The sequence below is a fragment of the Actinoplanes sp. M2I2 genome, assembly GCF_023544445.1.
Lineage (GTDB): Bacteria > Actinomycetota > Actinomycetes > Mycobacteriales > Micromonosporaceae > Actinoplanes.
The window spans coordinates 75,589-96,700 of the sequence record NZ_JALPVJ010000024.1; the positions used below are offsets into that span (position 1 = coordinate 75,589).

At 73.1% G+C, this 21,112-nt stretch carries 21 protein-coding genes; 7 read left to right on the plus strand and 14 right to left on the minus strand.

What is annotated here, in order from left to right; genetic code table 11:
- The first annotated feature begins 18 nt into the window (after positions 1-18).
- Entirely contained in the window at positions 19-192 is a 174-nt protein-coding gene (locus tag HJC40_RS36615; protein WP_250008074.1) for a DUF2461 family protein, read from the plus strand.
- Positions 193-238: 46 nt separating this feature from the next.
- Entirely contained in the window at positions 239-841 is a 603-nt protein-coding gene (locus HJC40_RS36620) for a hypothetical protein (RefSeq protein WP_250008075.1), read from the plus strand.
- 22 nt (positions 842-863) lie between these two features.
- Here HJC40_RS36620 and HJC40_RS36625 read toward each other — a convergent pair whose 3' ends face one another.
- The 5 genes from HJC40_RS36625 to HJC40_RS36645 form a co-directional block, all read right to left on the minus strand.
- Positions 864-1,463, minus strand: coding sequence for a DUF4291 domain-containing protein (locus HJC40_RS36625; protein WP_250008076.1), 600 nt, complete (start codon positions 1,461-1,463; stop codon positions 864-866).
- A 44-nt stretch (positions 1,464-1,507) separates the two neighbouring features.
- Positions 1,508-2,074 carry an HD domain-containing protein gene (locus tag HJC40_RS36630; protein ID WP_250008078.1) on the minus strand — a complete coding sequence of 189 codons (567 nt, stop codon included), beginning with the start codon at positions 2,072-2,074 and terminating at the stop codon, positions 1,508-1,510.
- 26 nt (positions 2,075-2,100) lie between these two features.
- Entirely contained in the window at positions 2,101-2,994 is an 894-nt protein-coding gene (locus tag HJC40_RS36635; protein ID WP_250008079.1) for an AraC family transcriptional regulator, read from the minus strand.
- Positions 2,995-3,053: 59 nt separating this feature from the next.
- Positions 3,054-3,965 carry an MBL fold metallo-hydrolase gene (locus HJC40_RS36640; protein ID WP_250008080.1) on the minus strand — a complete coding sequence of 304 codons (912 nt, stop codon included), beginning with the start codon at positions 3,963-3,965 and terminating at the stop codon, positions 3,054-3,056.
- Positions 3,966-4,042: 77 nt separating this feature from the next.
- Positions 4,043-4,612 carry a TetR/AcrR family transcriptional regulator gene (locus tag HJC40_RS36645; protein WP_250008081.1) on the minus strand — a complete coding sequence of 190 codons (570 nt, stop codon included), beginning with the start codon at positions 4,610-4,612 and terminating at the stop codon, positions 4,043-4,045.
- Positions 4,613-4,682: 70 nt separating this feature from the next.
- On the opposite strand from HJC40_RS36645, the gene HJC40_RS36650 reads away from it, so the two are divergent.
- Positions 4,683-5,564, plus strand: a complete 882-nt coding sequence (locus tag HJC40_RS36650; protein ID WP_250008082.1) for an SDR family oxidoreductase — start codon at positions 4,683-4,685, stop codon at positions 5,562-5,564.
- A 48-nt stretch (positions 5,565-5,612) separates the two neighbouring features.
- Here the strand turns inward: HJC40_RS36650 and HJC40_RS36655 are convergent, their stop codons facing one another.
- The 7 genes from HJC40_RS36655 to HJC40_RS36685 all read right to left on the minus strand — a co-directional run bounded on the left by HJC40_RS36655 (position 5,613) and on the right by HJC40_RS36685 (position 12,110).
- The gene (locus HJC40_RS36655; RefSeq protein ID WP_250008083.1) at positions 5,613-6,389 is read right to left on the minus strand and encodes an energy-coupling factor ABC transporter ATP-binding protein; all 777 of its coding nucleotides are present in this window, start codon (positions 6,387-6,389) and stop codon (positions 5,613-5,615) included.
- A 5-nt stretch (positions 6,390-6,394) separates the two neighbouring features.
- Complete coding sequence (gene cbiQ / locus HJC40_RS36660) at positions 6,395-7,159, minus strand: cobalt ECF transporter T component CbiQ (RefSeq protein ID WP_250008085.1); 765 nt, start codon at positions 7,157-7,159, stop codon at positions 6,395-6,397.
- 1 nt (position 7,160) lies between these two features.
- Positions 7,161-7,526, minus strand: a complete 366-nt coding sequence (locus HJC40_RS36665; protein WP_250008086.1) for a PDGLE domain-containing protein — start codon at positions 7,524-7,526, stop codon at positions 7,161-7,163.
- The gene (locus tag HJC40_RS36670) at positions 7,523-8,221 is read right to left on the minus strand and encodes an energy-coupling factor ABC transporter permease (protein WP_250008087.1); all 699 of its coding nucleotides are present in this window, start codon (positions 8,219-8,221) and stop codon (positions 7,523-7,525) included. Before HJC40_RS36670 ends, HJC40_RS36665 begins: the two co-directional genes overlap by 4 nt.
- Before the next feature lie 552 nt (positions 8,222-8,773).
- On the minus strand, positions 8,774-9,787 hold the full coding sequence (locus HJC40_RS36675) for a 5'-3' exonuclease H3TH domain-containing protein (RefSeq protein WP_250008088.1): 1,014 nt from the start codon (positions 9,785-9,787) through the stop codon (positions 8,774-8,776).
- A 10-nt stretch (positions 9,788-9,797) separates the two neighbouring features.
- A complete protein-coding gene (locus tag HJC40_RS36680) occupies positions 9,798-10,781 on the minus strand; it encodes a LacI family DNA-binding transcriptional regulator (RefSeq protein ID WP_250008155.1) in 984 nt (327 codons plus the stop codon).
- Between the two features lie 54 nt (positions 10,782-10,835).
- Complete coding sequence (locus HJC40_RS36685) at positions 10,836-12,110, minus strand: YibE/F family protein (RefSeq protein ID WP_250008089.1); 1,275 nt, start codon at positions 12,108-12,110, stop codon at positions 10,836-10,838.
- Between the two features lie 84 nt (positions 12,111-12,194).
- Between HJC40_RS36685 and HJC40_RS36690 the strand changes: the two genes are divergently transcribed.
- The 3 genes from HJC40_RS36690 to HJC40_RS36700 are packed head-to-tail and all read left to right on the plus strand — an operon-like array spanning position 12,195 to position 14,838.
- Entirely contained in the window at positions 12,195-13,838 is a 1,644-nt protein-coding gene (locus HJC40_RS36690; protein ID WP_250008090.1) for a copper resistance protein CopC, read from the plus strand.
- Between the two features lie 13 nt (positions 13,839-13,851).
- Complete coding sequence (locus HJC40_RS36695; protein ID WP_250008092.1) at positions 13,852-14,475, plus strand: class I SAM-dependent methyltransferase; 624 nt, start codon at positions 13,852-13,854, stop codon at positions 14,473-14,475.
- Between the two features lie 18 nt (positions 14,476-14,493).
- The gene (locus HJC40_RS36700; protein WP_250008093.1) at positions 14,494-14,838 is read left to right on the plus strand and encodes a YnfA family protein; all 345 of its coding nucleotides are present in this window, start codon (positions 14,494-14,496) and stop codon (positions 14,836-14,838) included.
- Between the two features lie 56 nt (positions 14,839-14,894).
- Here HJC40_RS36700 and HJC40_RS36705 read toward each other — a convergent pair whose 3' ends face one another.
- Positions 14,895-15,728: an alpha/beta hydrolase gene (locus HJC40_RS36705; protein WP_250008156.1), complete on the minus strand. Its 834-nt coding sequence runs from the start codon at positions 15,726-15,728 to the stop codon at positions 14,895-14,897.
- Positions 15,729-15,957: 229 nt separating this feature from the next.
- Here HJC40_RS36705 and HJC40_RS36710 point away from each other — a divergent pair, with 229 nt between their 5' ends.
- Positions 15,958-18,567, plus strand: coding sequence for a LuxR family transcriptional regulator (locus HJC40_RS36710; RefSeq protein ID WP_250008094.1), 2,610 nt, complete (start codon positions 15,958-15,960; stop codon positions 18,565-18,567).
- Between the two features lie 6 nt (positions 18,568-18,573).
- Here the strand turns inward: HJC40_RS36710 and HJC40_RS36715 are convergent, their stop codons facing one another.
- The gene (locus HJC40_RS36715; RefSeq protein ID WP_308200987.1) at positions 18,574-20,925 is read right to left on the minus strand and encodes a glycoside hydrolase family 3 N-terminal domain-containing protein; all 2,352 of its coding nucleotides are present in this window, start codon (positions 20,923-20,925) and stop codon (positions 18,574-18,576) included.
- Positions 20,926-21,112 lie beyond the last annotated feature (187 nt).

Sequence of the window (21,112 nt, forward strand, 5' to 3'; positions counted from 1 at the left end):
CCGTGCCAGAATCGGCCCGTGACGTTCCGTGGCTGGCCGAGCGAGGCGCTCGAGTTCTACGAAAGGCTCGACGCCGACAACTCGAAGACGTATTGGACCGCGCACCAGAGCTTCTACGAGGAGCAGGCGCGCGGTCCGATGCGGGAGTTGCTGGCCGACCTGGAACCGGAATTCGGCGCGGGCAAGATCTGACGGCCACGGCTGCGAGCACTGTGGAGCCTGACCTAGGCTGCCGGGCATGGCCTTGCGACCGGACGAGTTCTACGCTCACGCGCTCGAAGCGGCGGACGACGAGCGGCGGCTTCCGCTGGCGCGGATGACCGGGTGGGACGTCAGCCCGTTCGTGCCGGAGGGCCTGCGGGTGTCGGCCTTGCGGGAACCGGTGCTGCCCGAGCCGCCCCGGCACGGCGAGGACCCGGCCGACTGCCGCTCCTGCGACCACCGCGACGAGGGCCTCTGGCTGAACGACGACTGGCGGCTGACCCGGATCGCCGGGGTGGGTCTGCCGTTGATCCTCATGCTGCACCCGCGCGACCACCACGACCTGGCCGACCTGCCCGACGACCTCGCGGCCGAGCTCGGCGTGCTGACCAAGCACCTCGCCCGGCACATCCAGGCGCTGCCGCACATCTCCCGCGCCCACGTCCATCGCATCGGGGACGGCGCGGCCCACCTGCACATCTGGTTCTTCGCGCGGCCCGAGGGCCAGTCCCAGCTCTACGGCTCCTGGCTGCCGGTCTGGGACGATCTGCTGCCGCCGTACCCGGACGACGTCGCCGCGGCCGACGCCTCCCTGGTCGTGGACGCCCTCGTGGCTTCCATCGGCGGGCGCCGGCCCTGAGCCGTGCCCGTCCCGCGGTCATTCAGCGGGTGGCGCCGATCCGGTCGGCCACCGGCGGCCCCAACGGGTACGGCTTCTCGAGCGGCAGGAGTTCCGCCCCGCCGTCCTCGTCACCGGCGAGCAGGCGCGCGTGGATGGCCTTGGCCCGGTCGGTCACGTCCTCGAGGCCGGTGACCCACTCGTCGACGTAGCGGTCCGCCGCCTCACCGCCCAGACCGACCTGCAAGGACCGGTACGCCAGCGGCTCGAGGCGCAGCGAACGCTCGGGATCCCACTGCACGCGCACCGGGTTGGCCCTGGTGGCGCGGACCCACTCGGCCCGGTCGGCCTGCAGCTCGGGGTCGTAGTGGCTCAGGCAGGCGTGGCCGAGAGCCCACTCGAAGCCGTCGCGGCGGATCGAGACGGCCAGCACGCGTTCCTGGCCGGGCTTGGTCGCCCAGCCGCAGCGGTACATCATCCACCGGAACGACGGCTTGATCCAGGTCATCCGGGAGCGCTTGAACGGCGGCACGAACCGGCCGGCGGCGACGGCCGGCCGGGCGATCTCCGGCGGGTAGGCCTGGTAGACGGTGACGGTGTCGTCGTCGTACGCGGCCCGGATCTGCCGGTAAGGGACATTCATGCTGTTCATGGTGATCGATCCCGGCTCGCCCGCGACAGCGATTTTCAGCGCACCTCGTGACCGTAGCGGTGCGCCAGGTCGCTCAGGTCGGGCCGGCCGAACCGGCTGACCAGCGCCTCGAAGCGGGCGACCGGCCCCGGCCCGAAACGGCTCACCGTCGCGGCGTAGGAGCGCGCGGTGTTGAAGCGAGGCGGTGACGTCTTGCTGTGGAACTTGTCGGCGTACATGACCAGGGTTTCCTCGGGGGTCTCGGCCAGGTAGTCGTCGGGCGGCAGCGGAAGGCCCTGCCGGAGGACGTCGTCACGGCTGAGGCCGACGCCGGTGTGATGGGAGCAGATGCGGGCCAGCGGCTCGGGCAGATCCAGCGTGCGCAGCAGCTCGTGGCCCAGAACGCCGTGCCTGATGTACGCCTCGTCGGGCGCCAGCCGGTAGACGCCGATGTCGTGCAGCAGGGCCCCGGCCCGGACGAGCTCGCGGTCCTCGCCGGTCAGCAGCCCCTCAGCCAGCTCACCGACGATCCGGCAGTGCGTCCAGACCAGGCTGAACGCGGCCTGGTCAGGGGCGTACCGCTCATGCAGGGCACGAATCTCGTCATCGGTCGGCAGGTCCATCACGGCAGGCTACTTCCCGGCGCCGATCACACCTCGACCTCCGCTTCGCCGGGCACCCACTCGGTGATGTGCTGGTGGTCGGTGCGGCGTTGGTGCCGGTATCGGCCCGCGGACACGCCGTACTCGCGTTTGAAGGCGTTGGCGAAGGCGTACGCGGAGCCGTAGCCGCTGCGCTGGGCGACGGCCGACAGGGGTGCGTCGGTCGTCTGCAGCAGATGGGCCGCCGTGGTGAGCCGCCACCAGGTCAGATAGGTGAGCGGGGGCAGGCCGACCAGGGTGGTGAACCGGCGGGCGAAGGCCGCGCGGGACAGGTCGGCCCGCGCGCCCAGCGACTCCACGGTCCAGGGGTGGGCGGGATCCTCGTGCATCGCGCGCAGCGACCGGGCGATCGCCTTGTCGCCCAGGGCGACGCACCAGCCGGTGTCCTGCAGCCCCGCCCGGGCGGTGAACCAGGCGCGGATCAGCTGCACGAGGAGCACGTCGAGCAACGCCGGCAGGACCGCGTCCTGGCCGGGCGACTGCTCGGCGAGCTCGTGCCGCAGGAGGTCGATCGAGGCCTGGAGCGCCGGATAGCGGTCGGCCCGGGCCGGCAGGCTCACCACGTCGGGAAGGTCCTGGATGAGCGGGTGCGGGCGGGCCTGGTCGAGCTGGTAGGCGCCGCACAGGATCTCGGTCGGGCCGTCGGTCGCCGTCTCGAGCGTGTGCGCCGTGCCGTGGGGGAAGAGGACGGCGTCGCCCGGGCCCAGAAGGACGGCCGGCTCCTCCAGACCGGTGAGGCGGTACCGGCCCGCGACGACCACATGGAATCGGGCGCCCCCGAAGGCCGGGAAAGGCATCGCCCAGGGTCGGTCGGCCGCGGTCAGCGTCGAGTAGGGCCGGCCGGCCCGCATGGCGGCGATCGCGTCGCTGAGCACGTCCATGCCGAACATCCCTCCTCGCCGCCGATTCCGTGCGGCTGATCCGTCGTACCGCCCGGGGGTCAGGCCGGTCCTGCGGGCACCCACCGTTTGATCGAGTATGTCCCGTTCGTGCGCGTCACCTCGGCCGCAGCCGGCGTGCCGAAGTGTGCGGGCACGATCAGGCTGTTCGTCGTGACCGCCTGCTCAAGGATGCGTCGCCGGGACCGGGCCCCCTCGGCCTGGTCCTCACTCAGGCAGGTGTCGTGATCGGGGTGCAGCATCTGGAGCGGGGTGTGCACGACGTCGCCGACGAACAACGCCCGATCCGTGCCGGATTCCAGGCGCAGCACGGCCGATCCCGGGGTGTGTCCGGGCGCCAGGTCGAGCGAAAGGTCCTTGTCGATGCGGTAGCTGTCACCGGTCCACAGCACCGCCTGACCGGCCTGCTGGATCGGCAGCACGCTGTCCGCGAACGAGGCCTTGTTGTCGGCCACCGAAGCGAACGTGGATCGCTGGCCGTGGCCGTTCGCGGGGTTCCAGTAGTCGAAGTCGGTCTTGCTGATCAGGTATTGCGCGTTCGGGAAGGTCGGGACCCACTGCCCGTCGACCAGGCTCGTGTTCCACCCGATGTGATCGCCGTGGAGGTGGGTGTTGACGACCAGGTCCACGTCCTCGGGCCGTACGCCCAGGGCCGCCAGCCGGGCGAGGAAGTCACCGTCGCGCCGGTCCAGCAGGGCGTGGTCGCGGGGCTTGTCGTTGCCGAGGCCGGTGTCGACCAGGACGGTACGGCCCTCGCTGCGCAGGATCCAGGTCTGGAAGGTGGCCGGGTAGTTCCCCGTGGTGGCGTCCCAGTGCTCCGGCGCCAGCCAGGACTCGTGCTGCCGCCACAGCTCGTCGGGCATCGACGGGAAGAGGACGCCGACCGGGGCGAAGGGGCCCTGCCACTCGATCACCCGGGAGACGTCGACATTACCGAGAGTGAATTCAGGCACCAACCAACCGTAGGTACGGTTCGTGAGACAGAAAATGATCGACTGTCTCGGCTGTTTAATCCAGCGTCTCGCGGTCGTCAGGCGATGCGGTCGATCAGCGCTCGGATCAGCCCGTCGCCGGTGGTGTTCCACTTCTCGACGGTGAGATGGCCGTTGTTCTCCATGGCGATGATGCCGTGCACGCTCGTCATCAGCAGCGCGCCGATCGGCCGGGCCCGCTCCGCATCGCCGACCACGTCGGTGACGAGTTGCAGGAACCGGTCGTGGGTGCGCGACACCGCGGCGACCGCGTCGGGGTGCTCGCCGGTCGGCGCGGTGAACATCAGACCGTACGCGTGCGGGTGTCCCCGGCCGACCGCCATGAGCCCGCGCAAGGCCTGCTCCAGCCGTTCGGCCGGTGGCCGGTGCTCGTCGGCGACCAGCGTGTCGAGCTGCTCGCCGATCGCCTCCCAGCTCTTGGTGGCCACGGCGGCGAGCAGGTGCTCCTTGTCCGGGAAGTGACCATAGGGCGCTCCGCGGGACACTCCGGCGCGGGCCCCCACCGCGCGCAGCGTCACAGCGTCGGGGCCGCCCTCGTCGAGCAGCTCGGCCGCCGCCTCGATCAGCGCGCGCCGGGTCGCCGCCGCGCTCTCCACCCTGCTCGTCATGCCGACAATCTATCTGACAATGTCATCCCACTTGCTTGACGTTGTCAGCTGAACTGTTACGGTGGTTCGTATGACAACGTCAGATGAACTGGTCCTGATCAGCGGAGCCTCCACCGGGATGGGCGCCGCCACCGCCCGTGAGCTGGCCCGCCGCGGCTACCACGTGCTCGCCGGCGTCCGGCGCGAGGCCGACGCCGACGCGGTGCGCGCCTCGGGGATCGAGCCGGTGATTCTCGACATCACCGACCCGGAGCACATCGAGGCGGTGGCCCGGCGCATCGCCGCCGACCCGGCCGGGCGGCCCCTGCGGGCGGTGATCAACAACGCCGGGATCGCCGTCAACGCGCCGGTCGAGCTGCTGTCGATGGCGGAGTGGCGGCACCAGTTCGAGGTGAACTTCTTCGGGCACGTCGCGGTCACCCAGGCCGTCCTGCCCGCGTTGCACGCCAGCTCGGGCCGGGTGGTGAACATCAGCTCCATCGGCGGCAAGGTGGCGATGCCGACCTACGGGGCGTACGGCGGCGCGAAGTTCGCTCTGGAGGCGATGAGCGATGCCCTGCGGCGGGAGCTCGCGCCGCACGGCGTGCAGGTGGTGGTCGTCGAGCCCGGCGGCGTCCGCACCGAGATGACCGGCCACGGCATCGCGCGGCTCAACGACACCCTCGCCGGCCTGTCGCCGGCCGAGCGCGGACGGTACGGCGGGCTGATGCGGGCGATCGTCAGCCACGCGACCGCGTTCACCGCCTCGGGGCTGCCCGCCGAGGCGGCCGGCCGCGTCATCGCCGACGCCGCCACGGTGCGCCGGCCCCGCACCCGATACACCATCGGGCGGGACGCGGCCGTGCTCACCCGGCTGTCGCGGATCCTCCCCGACCGGCTGCTCGACCGCCTGCTGGCCGCCGACCTGCGCCCGCACTTCCCGAAGGGGCAGCCGGCCACGTCGGCCGCCTGAGGCCGCCTCGCTGAGGCCGTCCAGGTATGGCGATGCGGTGGATCGACGTCATCGCCCGATACGGGCTGCCGCGGCGACCGGGTCGAAGCCGAACGGCAGCTCCAGGCGGTGCGCGTGCAGGAGGGACTCGTCGGCGAGCACGTCGGCGGTGGGGGCGTCGGCGACGATGCGGCCGCCGTCGAGGATCACCGCACGGGGGCACAGCTGCAGGGCGTACGGGAGATCGTGGGTCACCATCAGGACGGTGACCGGCAACGGCTCGAGGATCTCGGCCAGCTCCCGGCGGCTGGCCGGGTCGAGGTTGGAGGACGGCTCGTCGAGCACCAGCACCTCGGGCCGCATCGCCAGCACCGTGGCCACGGCGACCCGGCGGCGCTGGCCGAACGACAGGTGGTGCGGAACCTGGTGGCGGTGCTCGCTCATGCCGACCGCGGCCAGCGCCTCGTCGACGCGGGTCGTCAGCTCGTCGTCGCGCAGGCCCAGGTTCTGCGGCCCGAAGGCGACGTCCTCGGCCACCGTGGGCATGAAGAGCTGGTCGTCGGGATCCTGGAAGACGATGCCGACCCGGCGGCGGATCTCGGCCAGCCCGGCGCGGTCGGCCGGGTCGACGCGGGCGCCGGCGATGTCGATGGTGCCCGGGCCGCCGTTCAGGATGCCGTTGAGGTGCAGCACCAGGGTGGTCTTGCCGGCGCCGTTCGGGCCCAGCAGGGCGACGCGCTCGCCGCGGTCCAGGGTGAGGTCGACGCCGTGCAGCACCGGGGTGCCGTCGGGATAGGCGAAGTGCAGGCCGGCGACGCGCAGGGCCGGTGTCTCGGGGCCACTCATGGTCATCATGATCCCAGGGCGGCAGCCAGCGCGATGCTCGCCGTCGCGACCGGCAGGACAGCCGCCGCCATCCACTGCCCGGCCGGGGCCCGGCCCGACGACGACTGGGGGAGCCGGCCGGCGTACCCGCGCGACACCATGGCCAGGTAGACCCGCTCGCCGCGCTCGTAGGCGCGCAGGAACAGTGCCCCGACGCTCACCGCGAACGCCTTGACCTGCCACAGGAACCGCGGGTCGTAGCCGCGGGCCAGGCGGGCGATGCGCATGCGGCGGGCGTCGTCGGCCAGCACGTCGAGGTAGCGCAGCATGAACGTCGCGATCTGGGTGAACACCGTCGGGCAGCGCAGCCGGTCGAGCCCGAGGATCAGGTCGCGCATCGTCGTGGTCGCGGCCAGCAGCAGCGACGCGACGACCCCGAGCGTGCCCTTGGCGAAGATGTTCCACGCGCCGTGCAGGCCGTCGACCGACAACGACATCCCCAGCCAGTCGACGCGCTCACCGTGACCGGCGAACGGCAGCGCGACCGCCAGCAGCACGAAGGGCAGCTCGATGGTGGCCCGCTTGGCCAGCCACGGGGCCGGGACGCGGGCCATCGCCGCCACGACGACGAGCAGCACGGCGTACCCGCCGAAAGCCCAGAACTCCGTCCGGGGCGTGACCACCACGATGATCGTGAAGAGCACCACGGCGGCGATCTTCACCTCGGGGGCGAGGCGATGCACCGGGCTCACCCGGTCGAGATGCAACGGGTGCGCGTGCCCGGCGCCCACCTCAGACGCCCGTGCCGGAACGGTCGTCGGCCGGCCGGCGACGCCGCGCCACCCAGAACAGACCCGCCCCGGCGCCGAAGGTGATCAGCACCCCGGCCGCGCCGGCGAGCGCCGTGGACAGGAAGCTGTTGCCGACGCCGCGGATGCCGTAGTCGGCCAGCGGGCTGTCGCCGAGCTGGTGCTCCCCCTCCTGCTGGGCGATGCACGTACCGCCGGTGATCTCGCCGGCGGCGTTGAACGTGCAGCCCTCGCGGGCCGTCGCGTCCAGCCCGTCCGGGCTCGACGACGCGAAGTTGCTCACCACACCGGCCAGCAGCAGGGCCACGAGCAGCCCGCCGGCCAGGAACCAGCCCAGACGCTTGCTCACGCGTTCACTCCGACCTTGGCGAAGGCGGGCCGGCGGAACCGGCGCAGGGCGTACACGAGGTCGGGCCGGACCTTGGCGACGGTCGCGACCGTGGTGGCGGCGATCAGGCCCTCACCGATGCCGATCAGCACGTGGACGCCGGCCATCGTGCCCGACACCCAGGGCAGCGACAGCTCGGTGGTGCCGCCCAGCGCGTACTCGAGCACGAAGCCCTGCGACGCCACGACCACCGAGATGACGGAGGCGACGAAAGCGGTCGCGGCCAGGCCGGACGCGGTCTTGGGCAGGATGCGCAGCAGGCCGGCGACCAGCAGATAGCCGGCGGCGGTGCCGAGCAGTGCCATGTTGGTGATGTTCAGGCCGAGCGCGGTCAGGCCCCCGTCGGCGAAGAGCAGGCACTGCACGATCAGGACGGTCGACACGCACAGCGCGCCCACCCACGGCCCGACCAGGATGACGGCGAGCGTGCCGCCCAGCAGGTGACCCGAGACGCCCGGCAGGACCTGGAAGTTCAGCATCTGCACCGCGAAGATGAACGCCGCGACCAGTCCGGCCATCGGGGCCAGGCGTTCATCGAGGTCGTTGCGGGCCTTCCGCACGCAGAAAGCCAGCGCGGCGACCGCGAGGACCGCGAAGGCAGCCGACACCGGCCCATCCACGATCCCGTTGGCGATGTGCATCGCCGTCGTCTCCATGACGCCTCCCGTTTGAGCGATCAAGAGATTCCTACCGCTATTGCGAAGTCTTGGCAATTAAAGTTCAGATGGCAACAAGGAGTACGCCGCATCACTCTGAGCCGACGCGCGAGCTGCCGACATGGAAGGTCGATGATGAGAGGCAGTTCGAGGGTCGTGACCGATCCGGGCACGCGACAGGACCTGCGGATGGGATGCGAAGAGCAGTTCAAGGGCGGGATGTCGTAGCGGGGTGGGTGGTCCGGATCGCTGCTCACGCCGAGGGCCCGGCCGGGGCGAGCTGGCCGCTGGCGCGCCCAGAACGCTCACCCCACCCGGGCGACCTGCGTGAGCGGTTGCGCTCAACCCCGAACCCCCGCAAGTGCGGCACGAGGACGACCACGACGGCATGGGCTCGGCACCCATTCCGGCCACGCAGCACGGCGAGCGGCGGTAGAACAGCGGCCACGACGTGGCCGGCCTGGCGTCCCGGCTCGGCCGTCGGTCAGCTGGAGTGGCGGCACGGGGAGTACCGATTGCCGGAGAGCGTCGGCACCGGAGCCGCCCCGCCGTCTAGAAGAGGGCCAGCTGCCCCGGTGTGGGCTCGCGGCGGACGGCCAGGCTGCCGCGGAACACCCACGGGCGGAACTCGGGCGTCGGGTCGGCGTCCGGCGCGGACGGGGGCTCGCCGCCGGTCAGGGCCCACAACGACGGCCCCAGGTTGATGCCCCGCGCCCGCAGGGCCCGCCGCATCACGGCCATGCTCAGCGGCAGCCGCGCCCCGCTCAGGTCGGGGATGGGCAGGTCGTGCCGCATGCTCATCAGCCGGCGGTTGCGCTCGACCGTCTCGCGGGCCTCGGCGGCCGTGAAACACGTGGCCGCGTGCGCCCCCACGGCCTCGCGGACCCGGTCGGCCCCCGCCTCCCACGCGGCCTCGAGCGTGCCGAACGCGGTCAGCAGCTTGGCCGCGGTGGTCGCGCCGAAGCGGCGTACGCCATGGAGGTTGTCCGAAGGGTCGCCCCGCAGCGCGGCGAAGTCACGGTATTGCCAGGGGTGCACGCCGTACAGGGCGGGCAGGCCGGCCGCGTCGATCAGCACGGCCTCGTCGAAGCCGCCGTTGCGCACCCGCAGCACCGTGGTCGACTCGTCGATCAGGGCGAACGCGTCGCGGTCGCTGGTCATCAGCACCGAGCGCCAGCCGGCCGCCCGGGCCGTGGCCGCGGCGCTGGCCAGCACGTCGTCGGCCTCGTAGGCGGGCGGCACCACGACGCACACCCCGGCGTCGCGCAGCAGCTCGGGCGCGGCCAGCAGCTGGGCGGTCAGATCGTCGGCCTTGTCGGGCCGGTGGGCCTTGTAGGGCGGGAAGTCGGTGCGGCGGGCCGACTCGACGGGACAGTCGAAGCCGACCACGACCGCGTCGGGGCGCAGGTGGGCGGCGGCTCGGGCCAGGTAGCCGAAGAAGCCGCGCAACGCCCAGATCGGGTTGCCGTCGTCGTCGACCCAGCCGTCGCCCGCGCCGGCGTGGTAGGCCCGGTGCAGCAGGCTGTTGCCGTCGAGGACGAGCAGGAGGGGGTCGGGGCGCGGCACGGGACAGAGACTACGCCGGAGGTCCGACGCTTTCCCGTTCCACGAGGGCCGGCGCGATGATGCGCCGGGCGCCGTCGGTCGTGCCCGACTCGATCTGGGCCAGCAGCAGTTCCAGGCTGGCGGTGGCCGCGGCGTCGAAGTCGGGGCGGACCGTGGTCAGCGGCGGGGTGTAGAAGGCCGCCTCGGGCACGTCGTCGAAGCCCACGACGCTCACGTCGGCCGGCACCCGGCGCCCGTGCTCGTTGAGCGCCCGCAGCAGCCCGAGGGCGATGTGGTCGTTGGCGGCGAAGATCGCCGTGGCGTCGGGCAGCCGGGCCAGCAGCTGCCCGTTGCGATAGCCCGACGCGGCGCTCCAGTCCCCGGTGAGCAGGGGCGGGATCTCGCGGCCGGCCTCGCGCAGCGCGGCCTCCCAGCCCCGGACCCGCCCGGCCGCGTCGAACCAGTCGGCCGGCCCGGAGAGGTGCCAGACCGACCGGTGGCCCCACCGCAGGAGGTGCTCGGTCGCGGCTCTGGCCCCGGCCACCTGGTCGACCGTGACCAGCGTGGACAAGCGGTCCGGGTCGCCGTCGATGGTCACCAGGGGCACGTCGCCGGGCAGCTTGGCCAGGGCCGGCCCGGCCGAGGCGACCGGCGCGATCACCACGAGCCCGGCCACGCGCTGGTCGAGGTGCCGTTCCACGGCCTCGGCGATCGACCGCTCGTCCAGGTCGCGCACGCTGCCCACGTTGACCGCGAAGCCGGTGGCCTGCGCGGCCTCCTCGAACGCGGTGAGCATCGACGCCGGCCCGTACAGCGAGGAGTTCTGGGCGACGACCCCGATCACCTTGGAGGTGCCGGTGACCAGGGCGCGGGCGGCCCGGTCGGGCCGGTAGCCGAGCTCGGCGATGGCCGCGCGGACCTTGAGGCGGGTCGGCTCGCTGACGTTGGGATGCTCGTTGAGCACCCGCGACACGGTCTGGTGGGACACCCCCGCCAGCCGGGCGACGTCCATCATGCCGGGCGGCCGCCCTCGCTTCACGCTCATCCGCGGCAGCATAAACGGCTGCGCCTACGCGTGACGGTCGGCGAAGGCGGCCCACGGGTCGTCGGGCGGCGGCGCCGGGCGGGCGGGCTCCTCGGGCGCCGGCCGGGTGGCGCGGGTGGCGGCGTACGCGGCCAGGGCCGTGGTGATCGGCACGGCGGTGATCAGGCCGATCGTGCCGACCGCGCTGCGCACCAGCTCCTGGGCGACCAGCTGCCCGGTCAGGAGCTCGCTCACCGGTGTCCCGCCCGTGGCGAAGAGCAGCATCAGCGGCAATGAGGCGCCCGCGTAGGCGAGCACGATCGTGTTGATGACCGACGCGATGTGGGCCCGGCCGACCCGGGTCGCCGCGCTGTAGAGCTGCCGGAACCCGTAGGAGGGATTGGCCTGGGACAGCTCGGCGACCGTGGCCGACTGGGTGACCGTCACGTCGTCGAGCACCCCCAGCGACCCGATCACGATGCCGGCCAGCAGCAGCCCGCGCATGTTGATCTGCCCCTCGGTGATGCTGAGGTAGTTCGCCGCGTCGTCCACGACGCCGGAGAGGTGGATGCCCGCGGTCGCCGCCGCCGAGAGCAGCGCCGTGATGGTCAGGCTGACCAGGGTGCCGGCGACGGCGACCGAGGTGGTGACCGTGAACCCGTGCGTCAGGTAGAGCACGGTCAGCATGATCGCCGCGGCGCCGACCACGGCGACCAGCACCGGCGACCGGCCGTCGAGGATGGCCGGCACCACGAACAGCAGCAGCACGGCGAAGGTCAGCCCGAGCCCGGCCAGCGCGGTGACGCCCCGCCACCGGCCGAACGCGATGACCGCCAGCGCGAACGCCGCTCCCAGCACCCACAGCTGCTGGCCCCGCTGGTGGTCGATGATCGAATAGCTCTCGCTGACCCCGCCCTCGCCGTCCAGCAGCCGCAGCAGCACGATGTCGTCACCCGGCTTCACCTCGACGGCTCCCGGCCCGTTCGGGATGTCGGCGGTGACCTGTGAGCCGTCGGAGAGCCGTACGGTGACGGTCCCGCAGATCAGATCGGCGGATGGGCCCGGGGCCGCGGACGGGTCGGGGGTCTCTGCGCAGGGCCCCGGCGTGACCGCGCGGACCTCGCCCAGATAGCGGGTCAGCCCCTCGGCCGGTGGGGCGGCGGCCGGCGGCGAGCTCGGCCAGAGCAGCAACATCCCGAGCGCGGTCAGCAACGCCGCCGGGACGAGGAACAGCAGCGTCAGCCGGCGCAGGCCGGCCGGACCGCGCGGCGCCGGCCCGTGGTGATGGTGATGGTGGCCGCCTGACCCGGGCGCAGTCATGGCGACCAGGGTAGGGCAGCGGTCGGGCGGCTCGGAACGGAGTAACGGTTGAACCGGCGGTCGTCAGTTTCCGTAGGGGTGTCCGTGGGGAACGTCTGGCATCGCCGGCTCGCGGCCTGGCTGCTCGCGACCGGCCTGGCCGTGGTCGTGTCGGTGTTGTGCGGGCCGGTGCGCCCGGCGAGCGCCCACGCCATCCTCACCCAGGCCGTCCCGCAGCAGGGGGCGATCGTCAAGGTGGCGCCCGACCTGGTGGTGCTGCGCTTCAACGAGGCGGTCCAGGTAATCCCCGGCCGCACCCAGGTGATCGGCCCGGACGGCAAGCGGGTCAACGTCGGCGATCCCGCGCCGCAGCAGAACGGCATGACGATCAAGCTGCGCCCGGCCGAGCGGCCGCTCGGCACCTACCTGGTCAGTTACCGCATCGTCTCGGCCGACAGCCACCCCATCTCGGGCGCCTTCACCTTCTCGGTCGGCGCCCCGTCCGCGAGTGCCCCGTCCGCGCCCGACGAGGGCGTCGCCCCGGCGGTGCAGGCGGCCACCGCCGGGTTCAAGTTCGTCGGGTACGGCGGTCTGACGCTCGCCGTCGGCCCGGTGCTCTTCCTGGCCCTGTGGTTCCGCGGCCGGGCGCTGGTCACGATGGCCCGCGCCGGCCTGGCCCTGGTCGCCCTCAGCACGCTGGCCGCGATCTGGCTGCAGGCGCCGGCGTCCTCCGGGGCCGGCCCGTTCGACGTGTCGGCCGGTGAGCTGGGTCAGGTCCTGACCAGCTCGTTCGGCCTGACCATGCTGGCCCGCCTGGTTCTGCTGGCCGTCGCCGCGGTGCTGGTCACCCGCATCCGACGGCGGCCCGGCCGGGGTCCGGCCGCCGTGCTGGTGGCCCTGGTGGCCGCGATCCTGGTGACCTGGCCGCTGACCGGCCATGCCGTGGCCGCGCCGCTGGCGTGGGTGCTGGTCGCGGCCGACACGGCCCACCTCGCCGGAATGGCGGTGTGGCTGGGCGGCCTGGTGACCCTGACGGCCGTCGTGCTGCGGCGGGCGGACATCCGCCGGCTGCGGCTGATCCTGCCGTCCTGGTCGCGGTGGGCCGCCCTGGCCGTCTACTGGCTGGTGGCGGCCGGGGTGCTGCAGGCGATCGTCCAGGTCGGCACGTGGAAGGCCCTGGTCGACTCCGACTACGGCCGCCTGCTGCTGATCAAGACAGGTCTGCTCGTTCTGGTGCTCGGTGTAGCCGCCTGGTCGCGCCGTCTGGTGCAGCGCGGGACGGCCGCCGCGAGCCCCGGCCGGTTGCGGCGGGCGACGGCGGCCGAGGTGGGCATCACCGTGCTGGTGCTGGCGGCCACCGCCGTCCTGGTGCAGACCAACCCGGGCCGCACGGTCGACGTCGAGGCGGTGGCGGCCGCCCGGGCCCGCGGGTTCGTGACGACGCTCACCAGCAAGCTGTACTCGGTGCAGTTCGAGGTGTTCCCGGCCGCGGTGGGGGAGTACAACACGCTGCACGCCTTCGTCTACACGCCGGAGGGCAAGCCCCTGCGCGTCGAGGAGTGGAAGGTGACGCTCGCGCTGCCTGAGAAGGGCGTCGAGGCGATCGACAATCCGGTGGCCTCCATCCTGGAGAACCAGGGGCTGGGCAACCTGACGTTCCCGTTCCCCGGCGAGTGGCAGCTGTCCATGACGCTGCGGACGTCCGAGATCGACCAGGCCACGGTCACCACCACGATCCCGGTCGGGTAATACGCTCGGTCGCATGGATCCGACCGACAAGGCGCGCCGGGTCTGGGATCGGAGCGCCCCCTCGTACGACCGGCAGATCGAGCTGCTCGAACGCATCTGGTTCACCGGTGGCCGCGAGTGGCTCGGCGCCCGCGCCCGGGGCCGGGTGCTCGAGGTGGCCGTCGGCACCGGGCGCAACCTGCCGCACTATCCGGCCGCGGTCACGATCAGCGGCATCGAGCTGAGCCCGGCCATGCTGGCCGTCGCCCGGCGCCGCGCGGCCGAGCTGGGCCGCCCGGCCGACCTGCGCGAGGGCGACGCCGAGCGCCTCCCGTACGCCGACGGCAGTTTCGACACGGTCGTCTGCGCGCTGTCGCTGTGCGCCATTCCCGACCCCCAAGCGGCGGTGCGAGAGATGTATCGGGTGCTCGTCCCGGGCGGCCGGCTGCTGCTCGTCGATCACGTCCGCAGCACCTGGCCCCCGATCTACGCCGCTCAGTGGTTGCTGGAACGCGTCACCATCGCGACCGCCGGCGAGCACTTCACCCGCCGTCAGCGGCCCGCGGTCGTCGCCGCCGGTTTCGCGATCGTGGAGAGCGAGCGCCTCAAGGCGGGCAGCATCGAGCGGGTCCACGCCCGCCGGCCCGGCGCCGGCTGAGTGTGCTCCCATGAAGACATGCTGATCATCCGGTCCGTCCTGCTGTTCGTGGTCGCCGCCGTCGCCGAGATCGGTGGGGCCTGGCTGATCTGGCAGGGCGTCCGTGAGCACCGGGGCCTGTTGTGGATCGGCGCCGGCATTGTCGCCCTGGGGGCGTACGGCTTCGTCGCCACCCTCCAGCCGGACGCGAACTTCGGCCGGATCCTGGCCGCCTACGGCGGCGTCTTCGTGGCCGGCTCGCTGGCCTGGGCCATGGTCGTCGACCACTTCCGGCCCGACCGCTGGGACGTCATCGGCGCGTCGGTCTGCCTCGTCGGGGTCGCCCTGATCATGTACGGCCCCCGCGCCGCGACCGGTTCCTGACGTGCGGCAGCGCCGGCCGGCGGGAGTCTGCCCGCCGGCCGGCCGCCGGTTCGCCCCTACGCGAGCGGGCAGGTGTTGCGATAGTCGGAGACCGAGACGCTGGACGGTCCCGGGCAGATGAACTGGTCGTAGCGGGTGTCGTTGTCGACGAAGCGCTTCAGCCAGGCCACCGCGAGGCGCGCGGTGTAGGTGTTGGTGGTCTGCGGGAAGAAGTGGCTGGCGTTGTTCAGCTCGAGGTACGCCTTCTCCGTGGCCGACGGGATGGTGGTGTAGAACGGGATCGAGTGCGACGAGACCGGGGCCACCGTGTCGCTCTCGCCGCCGACGATCAGCGTCGGCACGCGCAGGCTCGACCAGCTCTTGGTGGTGTTCCAGGGGGCCAGGGGCACGGCGGCCTGCAGCGACGGGCGGGTGCGGGCGGCTTCGAGGCTGCCCCCGCCGCCCATCGAGTGGCCGGCCACCGACAGGCGGGAGGCGTCGATGCGCGACCGGACCGAGCTCGACCGGGTCAGGTAGTCGAGCGCGGCCAGCAGCTGGGAGCCGCGGGAGGACGGCTGGTCCAGGAGCGAGTTGGTCTCGATGCCGATCACGACGAAACCGTGGGAGGCGATGCGCGGGCCCAGCCAGGACAGGGTCGACCACGAGGCGGTGAAGCCGGGCGAGATGGCGACCGCGCCGAAGGTGCCCTGGGTCGTGGTCGTCGGGTAGTAGATGACGCCGCCGCCGAAGCCGGAGACGAGTGACGACACGTTCTGGCTGGCCGTGGCGAAGGGGCCGCGGCTGGCGTCGAGCGCCGCCACCGTCGGGGCCGGGCCCCGCTCGTACGGGTTCTCGGCCGCCTGAGCCGGCGCGGCGCCGAGGCCGACCGCCAGAGCCGCCGCGGCGGCCATCGCGAGGACGAACCGGCGGGGCCGGCGTGAATTGCGAACCTGCTGCACCTGACACGCTCCCGGGGGATAGGGAATTGATGGCGGTCAGTGTTTGCTCGACTCCGGCGCGTGCGCATCGGTGAAACCACCGGCCTTGCGCAACGACCCGTTAACACCCCCGAAATTTCATCAGTCGAAAAGTCGGCGTCGATGCCTTCCGGGCCGGGAGCCGCGCGGACAGACTCACGACATGGTAATTGCACCGCCAGTGCAGGAAGTCTTTCCGGGCCCGGTAGCGGCGATCCGGGCCACGGTGGAGGCGGCCCGGGCGGGTCACGGTGGCGCCCTGGTGCTGGCCGGTGGCCCGGGTGAGGGCCGGACGACGCTGCTGCGGGCCACCGCCGCCGGGCTGAGCGGGTGGACCGTGCTGGCCGCCCCCGGCCACGCCGACGAGTCCGCCCTGCCCGGCGCGGGTCTGCAACGCCTGATCGCCCCCCTGGCCGGGCTGTGCTCGACCGAGCCGCTGGCCTCGGTCATCGCCGGCCGGGAGCCGGGATGTGCGCCGCTCGAACTGACCCTGAGCCTGCACGGCCTGCTGCGCGAGGCCACCGCGGACGGCCCGGTGCTGTGTCTGCTCGACGACGCCGACGTGCTCGATCCCCTCTCGTGGCAGCAGCTGCGCCGGCTCGCCCACCGCGTGCACGACCGGCCGATCGCGATCCTGGCCTCGGTCACGGCGGCCACCGCCGCGGCCGGGCTCCCGCTGTGCCGGCTGACGCCGCTGGACGACCAGGCCGGTCACGCCCTGCTCCGGCACCACGCGCCGGCCGCGACCGCCGAAGTGGCGGCCGCCGTGGTCGCGCTGGCCGGTGGTCATCCGGCCGCGCTGGCCGAACTGGCCGGTGCGCTGACCGCTCAGCAGGCGCGCGGTCTCGCGCCGTTGCCTCCGGCGCTGCCCCCGGAGAGCCCGTTACGGCTTCGCTTCCGGACGGCTTCGGCTGCGCTGCCCCAGCCGACGCGCGACCTGCTCCTGCTGGCCGCCGCCGACCCCGCCGCCCCGCCGTCCGTCCTGCTCGCGGCGGCCGGCCCCGGCGCCGGGCTCGCCGATCTGGAACCGGCCGAGCGCGCGGGACTGGTCGTCGCCGACGAGGGTGGGGTGCGCTTCCGCCCGGCCGTGCTGCGCGTGGTCGCGTACGACGAGGAGCCGATCGGCCGCCGCCGGGCCGCCCACCGGGCGCTGGCCGGGGTCCTGGCCGCCCGGGGGAGGCGGCTGCCCGCCCTGCTGCACCGCGCCGCCGTCGCCGACGGTCCCGACGACGTGCTGGCCCGTGACCTGCTGCTGGCCGCCGAGGACGCGCCCCCGGCGGCGGCCCTGGAAGCGCAGCGGTACGCCGCCGACCTGTGCGGCACCCCCGTCGCCGAGGGGCGGGCGTTGCTGATCGCCGCCCGATCGGCGATGGCCGCGGGACGGCCGCACGAAGCCCGGCCGCTCCTGCGCCGCGCGGCCCGGCTGCGGGCGAGCGCCGCCGTCCGCGCCCGGGCCCGCGGCCTCATCGCCGAGATGCGGGTGCGGGGCGCCCCGGCCGAGGCCCGGGAGGTGTTGCTCGACGTGGCCGGCGAGCTGCTGGCGGCCGACCCGGCCGGCGCCCTCGACGCCCTGCTCGCCGCGGGCGAGGCCTGCGGGCGCAGCAACGAGCCGGGCCGCTATCCACGGCTGGCGCGGCAGGCCGCGGTCCGCTGCCGCGACGGTCGTCCGGCCACCGACCTGGCGCTGCACCAGATCGTCGGCGTCGCCGACCTCATGACCGGCGACGAGGAAACGGCGTTCCGGCACCTGCGCGAGGTGCTGCGGCTGGCCGACCACACGGCCGACCCGGCCGCGCTGACCTGGGCGGCCGGCACCGGGATCCTGCTCGGCCAGGACCGGCGCGCGGCCCGGCTGGCCCGGCGGGCTGTCACGCTGGCCCGGGAGGCGGGCAACGCACCGGTCGTGCCCGAAGCCCTCGAGGTGGCCGCCTTCGCCGAGCTGGCCGCCGGGCGCCACGAAGCCGCGACCGAGGCCGCGCTCGACGGCGCCGCGGTGGCGCGGGCCGCCGGGCGCCCCGATCTGGCCGATGCCCACCTCGATCTGCTGGGGTTGCTGGCCGCTTTCCGGGGCGACGCGGACACGAGCCGCGAGCGGAGCGTGGCCGGCGGGGCTCTCGGCGACTGGGCCGAGGCGCTGCTCGACCTGCTGGCCGGACGGCCGGGGTCCGCCGCCGAACGGCTCGCGAGGATCGCCCGTACGGGCTCGATGACCTTGCGGGTGGCGATCGTGCCGCATCTGGTCGAGGCCACCGGCGCGGGCGGCGAGGTCTTCGACCGCTGGGCCGCGCACACCGGTCAGCCCGGGTGGCTCGCCCTGCGCAGCCGGTGCCGCGCGCTGCGCGACACCGAGGGGGCGGACGACCACTTCCACGAGGCGCTCGACTGGCACGGGCACGACGTGGACGGCGGGTTCGCCCGCGCCCACACCGAGCTGCTGTTCGGCCGGCACCTGCGCCGCCGTCGCCGCCCGGCCGAGGCCCGCGAGCACCTGCGCCGGGCCGTCGAGCGGTTCCACCGCTTCGACGCCTGGCCCTGGGCCGAGCAGGCGTCCCGGGAGCTCCGGGCGGCGGGGGAGCGGATCGGCCCGGTCGACCGTGCTCCCCTCACCGCCCAGCAGGAGAGGATCGCCGGCCTGGTGGCCGAGGGGGCCACCAACCGCGAGGTGGCTCAGCAGCTGCACCTGAGCCCCCGCACGATCGACCATCACCTGCGCAACGTCTTCGTCCGGCTGGGCGTGCGGAGCCGGACCGAGCTGGCCCGGCTCCTCGCCTGAAACCCGTCAGACCTTCTGGACGGTGACCGGGGTGATCAGGCGGCGGTCCCGGTCGGCGACCACGCGCAGGTCGCCGGTCAGGGTCACCCGGCCCGTGCAGGGCAGGTCCGAGGCGGACGTCCCGACCAGCACGTCGAGCTCGCCCGGCTCCACCACGCGCGAGTAGTCGCGGCCGGTGAAGGCGGTGCGGTCGGCGTGGACCGTGAACGTCACGTCCTTGGCCTCACCCGGCTCGAGCGGCACCCGGACGAAGCCGGTCAGCTGCTTGACCGGCCGGGTCACCTGGGCCACCAGGTCCTTCAGGTAGAGCTGCACGACCTCGTCGCCCGGCCGGGAACCGGTGTTGCGGACCCGTACGGTCGCCGTGAACTCGCCGTCCACCGGCACCGACGTCTCGCTGATCCGCAGGTCGTCGACCTCGAACGACGTGTACGAGCGACCGTGGCCGAACGGGAACAGCGGCGTCGGGTCGAGGTTGCTGACGCCGGTGTTCTCGGCTCCCAGCGCCGGCTGGAGGTAGGTGCCGGGCTGGCCGCCGGCGTGCCGGGGGATCTGGACGGGCAGCTTGGCCCCCGGGTTGACCCGGCCGGTGAGGACGCCGGCGATCGCCGCCCCGCCCTCCTCGCCCGGCATGAACGCCTGCACCAGGCCGGCCGCCCGGCCGGCGAACGCGCCCAGGGCGTACGGGCGTCCGGAGACGACCACCACGACGACCGGCTTGCCGGTGGCCAGCAGCTCCTCGATCAGGTCGGCCTGCACGCCCGGCAGGGTCAGGTCCTCGGCGTCGCAGCCCTCGCCCGAGGTGCCGTGCCCGAACAGGCCGGCCAGGTCGCCGACCATCGCGACGGTCACGTCGGCGCCGCGCGCGGCCTCGACGGCGGCGGCGAAGCCCGACTTGTCGTCGCCGATCACCGCGCAGCCCCGTTCGTACACGATCTCGGTGCCCGTAAGTGCAGACCCGAGCGCGTCGACGGCGGTGGGCACCTCGATGCCGAGCCCGGCGTCGGGATAGCGGGGCAGCACGTGGTTGGGGAAGGCGTAGCAACCCATGAACGTGCGCGGGTCGGCCGCGGCCGGACCGACCACCGCGACCCGTCCCAGGCCCTCGGCCAGCGGCAGGGCCGAGCCGGCGTCGAGCAGGACGATCGAGCGCTCGGCCAGCTCGCGGGCCAGCGCCCGGTTCCCTTCCGAGTCGAGGTCGGTCCCATCGGCGGCGGCGACCGACTTCTCCGGCGTCCAGTCCGGGTCGAGCAGCCCGAGCTCGACCTTCTGCGTCAGCAGCCGGCGGACGGCGCGGTCGATCAGCTCCTCCGGCACCCGCCCGATCAGGTCGGTGTTGAAGCCCAGCGTGTCGGGCAGCTCGACGTCGATGCCGGCGGTCAGCGACTGGACGCCCGCGTCGACCATGTCGGTGGCCACGTGATGGGTGCTGGCCAGGAAGGGCACGGCCCAGTAGTCGGAGACGACCGTGCCGGTGAAGCCCCAGCGGTCGCGCAGCACCTCGGTGAACAGCCACGGGTCGGCCACCGCGGGCAGGCCGTCGATGTCGGAGTACGAGTTCATGACCGAACCGGCGCCGGCCTCGCGGATCGCGGTCTCGAAGGTGGGCAGGATGACGTCGAGCAGTTCCCGCCGGCCCATCGGCACCGGGCCGTGGTTGCGGGCGCCGCGCGAGGCCGAGTATCCGGCGAAGTGCTTGAGGGTGGCGATCACGCCGGCGCTCTGCAGGCCGCGCACGTAGCCCGCCCCGAGCAGTCCGACCAGGTACGGGTCCTCGCCGATCGTCTCCTCGACCCGGCCCCAGCGGTAGTCGCGGACGACGTCGAGCACGGGGGACAGCCCCTGGTGCACGCCGACCGCGGCCATGTCCCGGCCGATCGCGGCGGCCATCCGCTCGACCAGCTCGGGGTCGAAGGTGGCGCCCCAGGCGATCGCGGCCGGGTAGACCGTGGCGCCGAAGGCGGTGAAGCCGGTCAGGCACTCCTCATGGACGATCGCGGGAATGCTCAATCGCGAGTTGGCGAGGACGATGTGCTGCTGACGGATCACCTCGGCGGCGCCCTGAGAGGGGGTGAGCGGAACGCTCCCATAGACGCGCGTCAGGTGGCCCAGGCCGTGCCTGCTGGCCTCCTCGAGGGGTATGGTGCCGGATGCGGCGAAAACGTCCTGCATGGGCGCGACATTGAGGGTCTCCTCGCTGTCGGTCTGCTCCTCGTCCTGCATGTCGTTTCCGACCCAGCGGCTGCCGAGCTGGCCTACCTTCTCTTCGAGGGTCATCTCGGCGAGCAGGGCGTCGACACGCTCGGCAACGGGTAGCGCCGAGTCCTGCCATGGCTTGTGTGCCGGTTGTGTGGTCACGGCGCAGCTCCTCAGTTGTGCCTCAGTTGTTCCGAAACTTTCAGTGTTTGCACAGCACCTTCTTTCGGTGCCAGTGGATCTTAAGCAGGGGCTTCCGCGCAGGTGGCGATAGCGTCCACTCTTGCGGTGGGAGCGCGACCACAGCAAGACCCTTGACATGATCAGCGCGAAACCCTACGTTAACGAA

What these genes read in the sequence shown, in the direction of transcription:
- HJC40_RS36620 (WP_250008075.1), top strand. Translation starts at nt 239, where the DNA reads ATGGCCTTGCGACCGGACGAGTTCTACGCTCACGCGCTCGAAGCGGCG.
- HJC40_RS36625 (WP_250008076.1), bottom strand. Translation starts at nt 1,463, where the DNA reads ATGAATGTCCCTTACCGGCAGATCCGGGCCGCGTACGACGACGACACC.
- HJC40_RS36630 (WP_250008078.1), bottom strand. Translation starts at nt 2,074, where the DNA reads ATGGACCTGCCGACCGATGACGAGATTCGTGCCCTGCATGAGCGGTAC.
- HJC40_RS36635 (WP_250008079.1), bottom strand. Translation starts at nt 2,994, where the DNA reads ATGGACGTGCTCAGCGACGCGATCGCCGCCATGCGGGCCGGCCGGCCC.
- HJC40_RS36645 (WP_250008081.1), bottom strand. Translation starts at nt 4,612, where the DNA reads ATGACGAGCAGGGTGGAGAGCGCGGCGGCGACCCGGCGCGCGCTGATC.
- HJC40_RS36650 (WP_250008082.1), top strand. Translation starts at nt 4,683, where the DNA reads ATGACAACGTCAGATGAACTGGTCCTGATCAGCGGAGCCTCCACCGGG.
- HJC40_RS36655 (WP_250008083.1), bottom strand. Translation starts at nt 6,389, where the DNA reads ATGAGTGGCCCCGAGACACCGGCCCTGCGCGTCGCCGGCCTGCACTTC.
- HJC40_RS36670 (WP_250008087.1), bottom strand. Translation starts at nt 8,221, where the DNA reads ATGGAGACGACGGCGATGCACATCGCCAACGGGATCGTGGATGGGCCG.
- HJC40_RS36680 (WP_250008155.1), bottom strand. Translation starts at nt 10,781, where the DNA reads ATGATGGACGTCGCCCGGCTGGCGGGGGTGTCCCACCAGACCGTGTCG.
- HJC40_RS36685 (WP_250008089.1), bottom strand. Translation starts at nt 12,110, where the DNA reads ATGACTGCGCCCGGGTCAGGCGGCCACCATCACCATCACCACGGGCCG.
- HJC40_RS36695 (WP_250008092.1), top strand. Translation starts at nt 13,852, where the DNA reads ATGGATCCGACCGACAAGGCGCGCCGGGTCTGGGATCGGAGCGCCCCC.
- HJC40_RS36700 (WP_250008093.1), top strand. Translation starts at nt 14,494, where the DNA reads ATGCTGATCATCCGGTCCGTCCTGCTGTTCGTGGTCGCCGCCGTCGCC.
- HJC40_RS36705 (WP_250008156.1), bottom strand. Translation starts at nt 15,728, where the DNA reads ATGGCCGCCGCGGCGGCTCTGGCGGTCGGCCTCGGCGCCGCGCCGGCT.
- HJC40_RS36710 (WP_250008094.1), top strand. Translation starts at nt 15,958, where the DNA reads ATGGTAATTGCACCGCCAGTGCAGGAAGTCTTTCCGGGCCCGGTAGCG.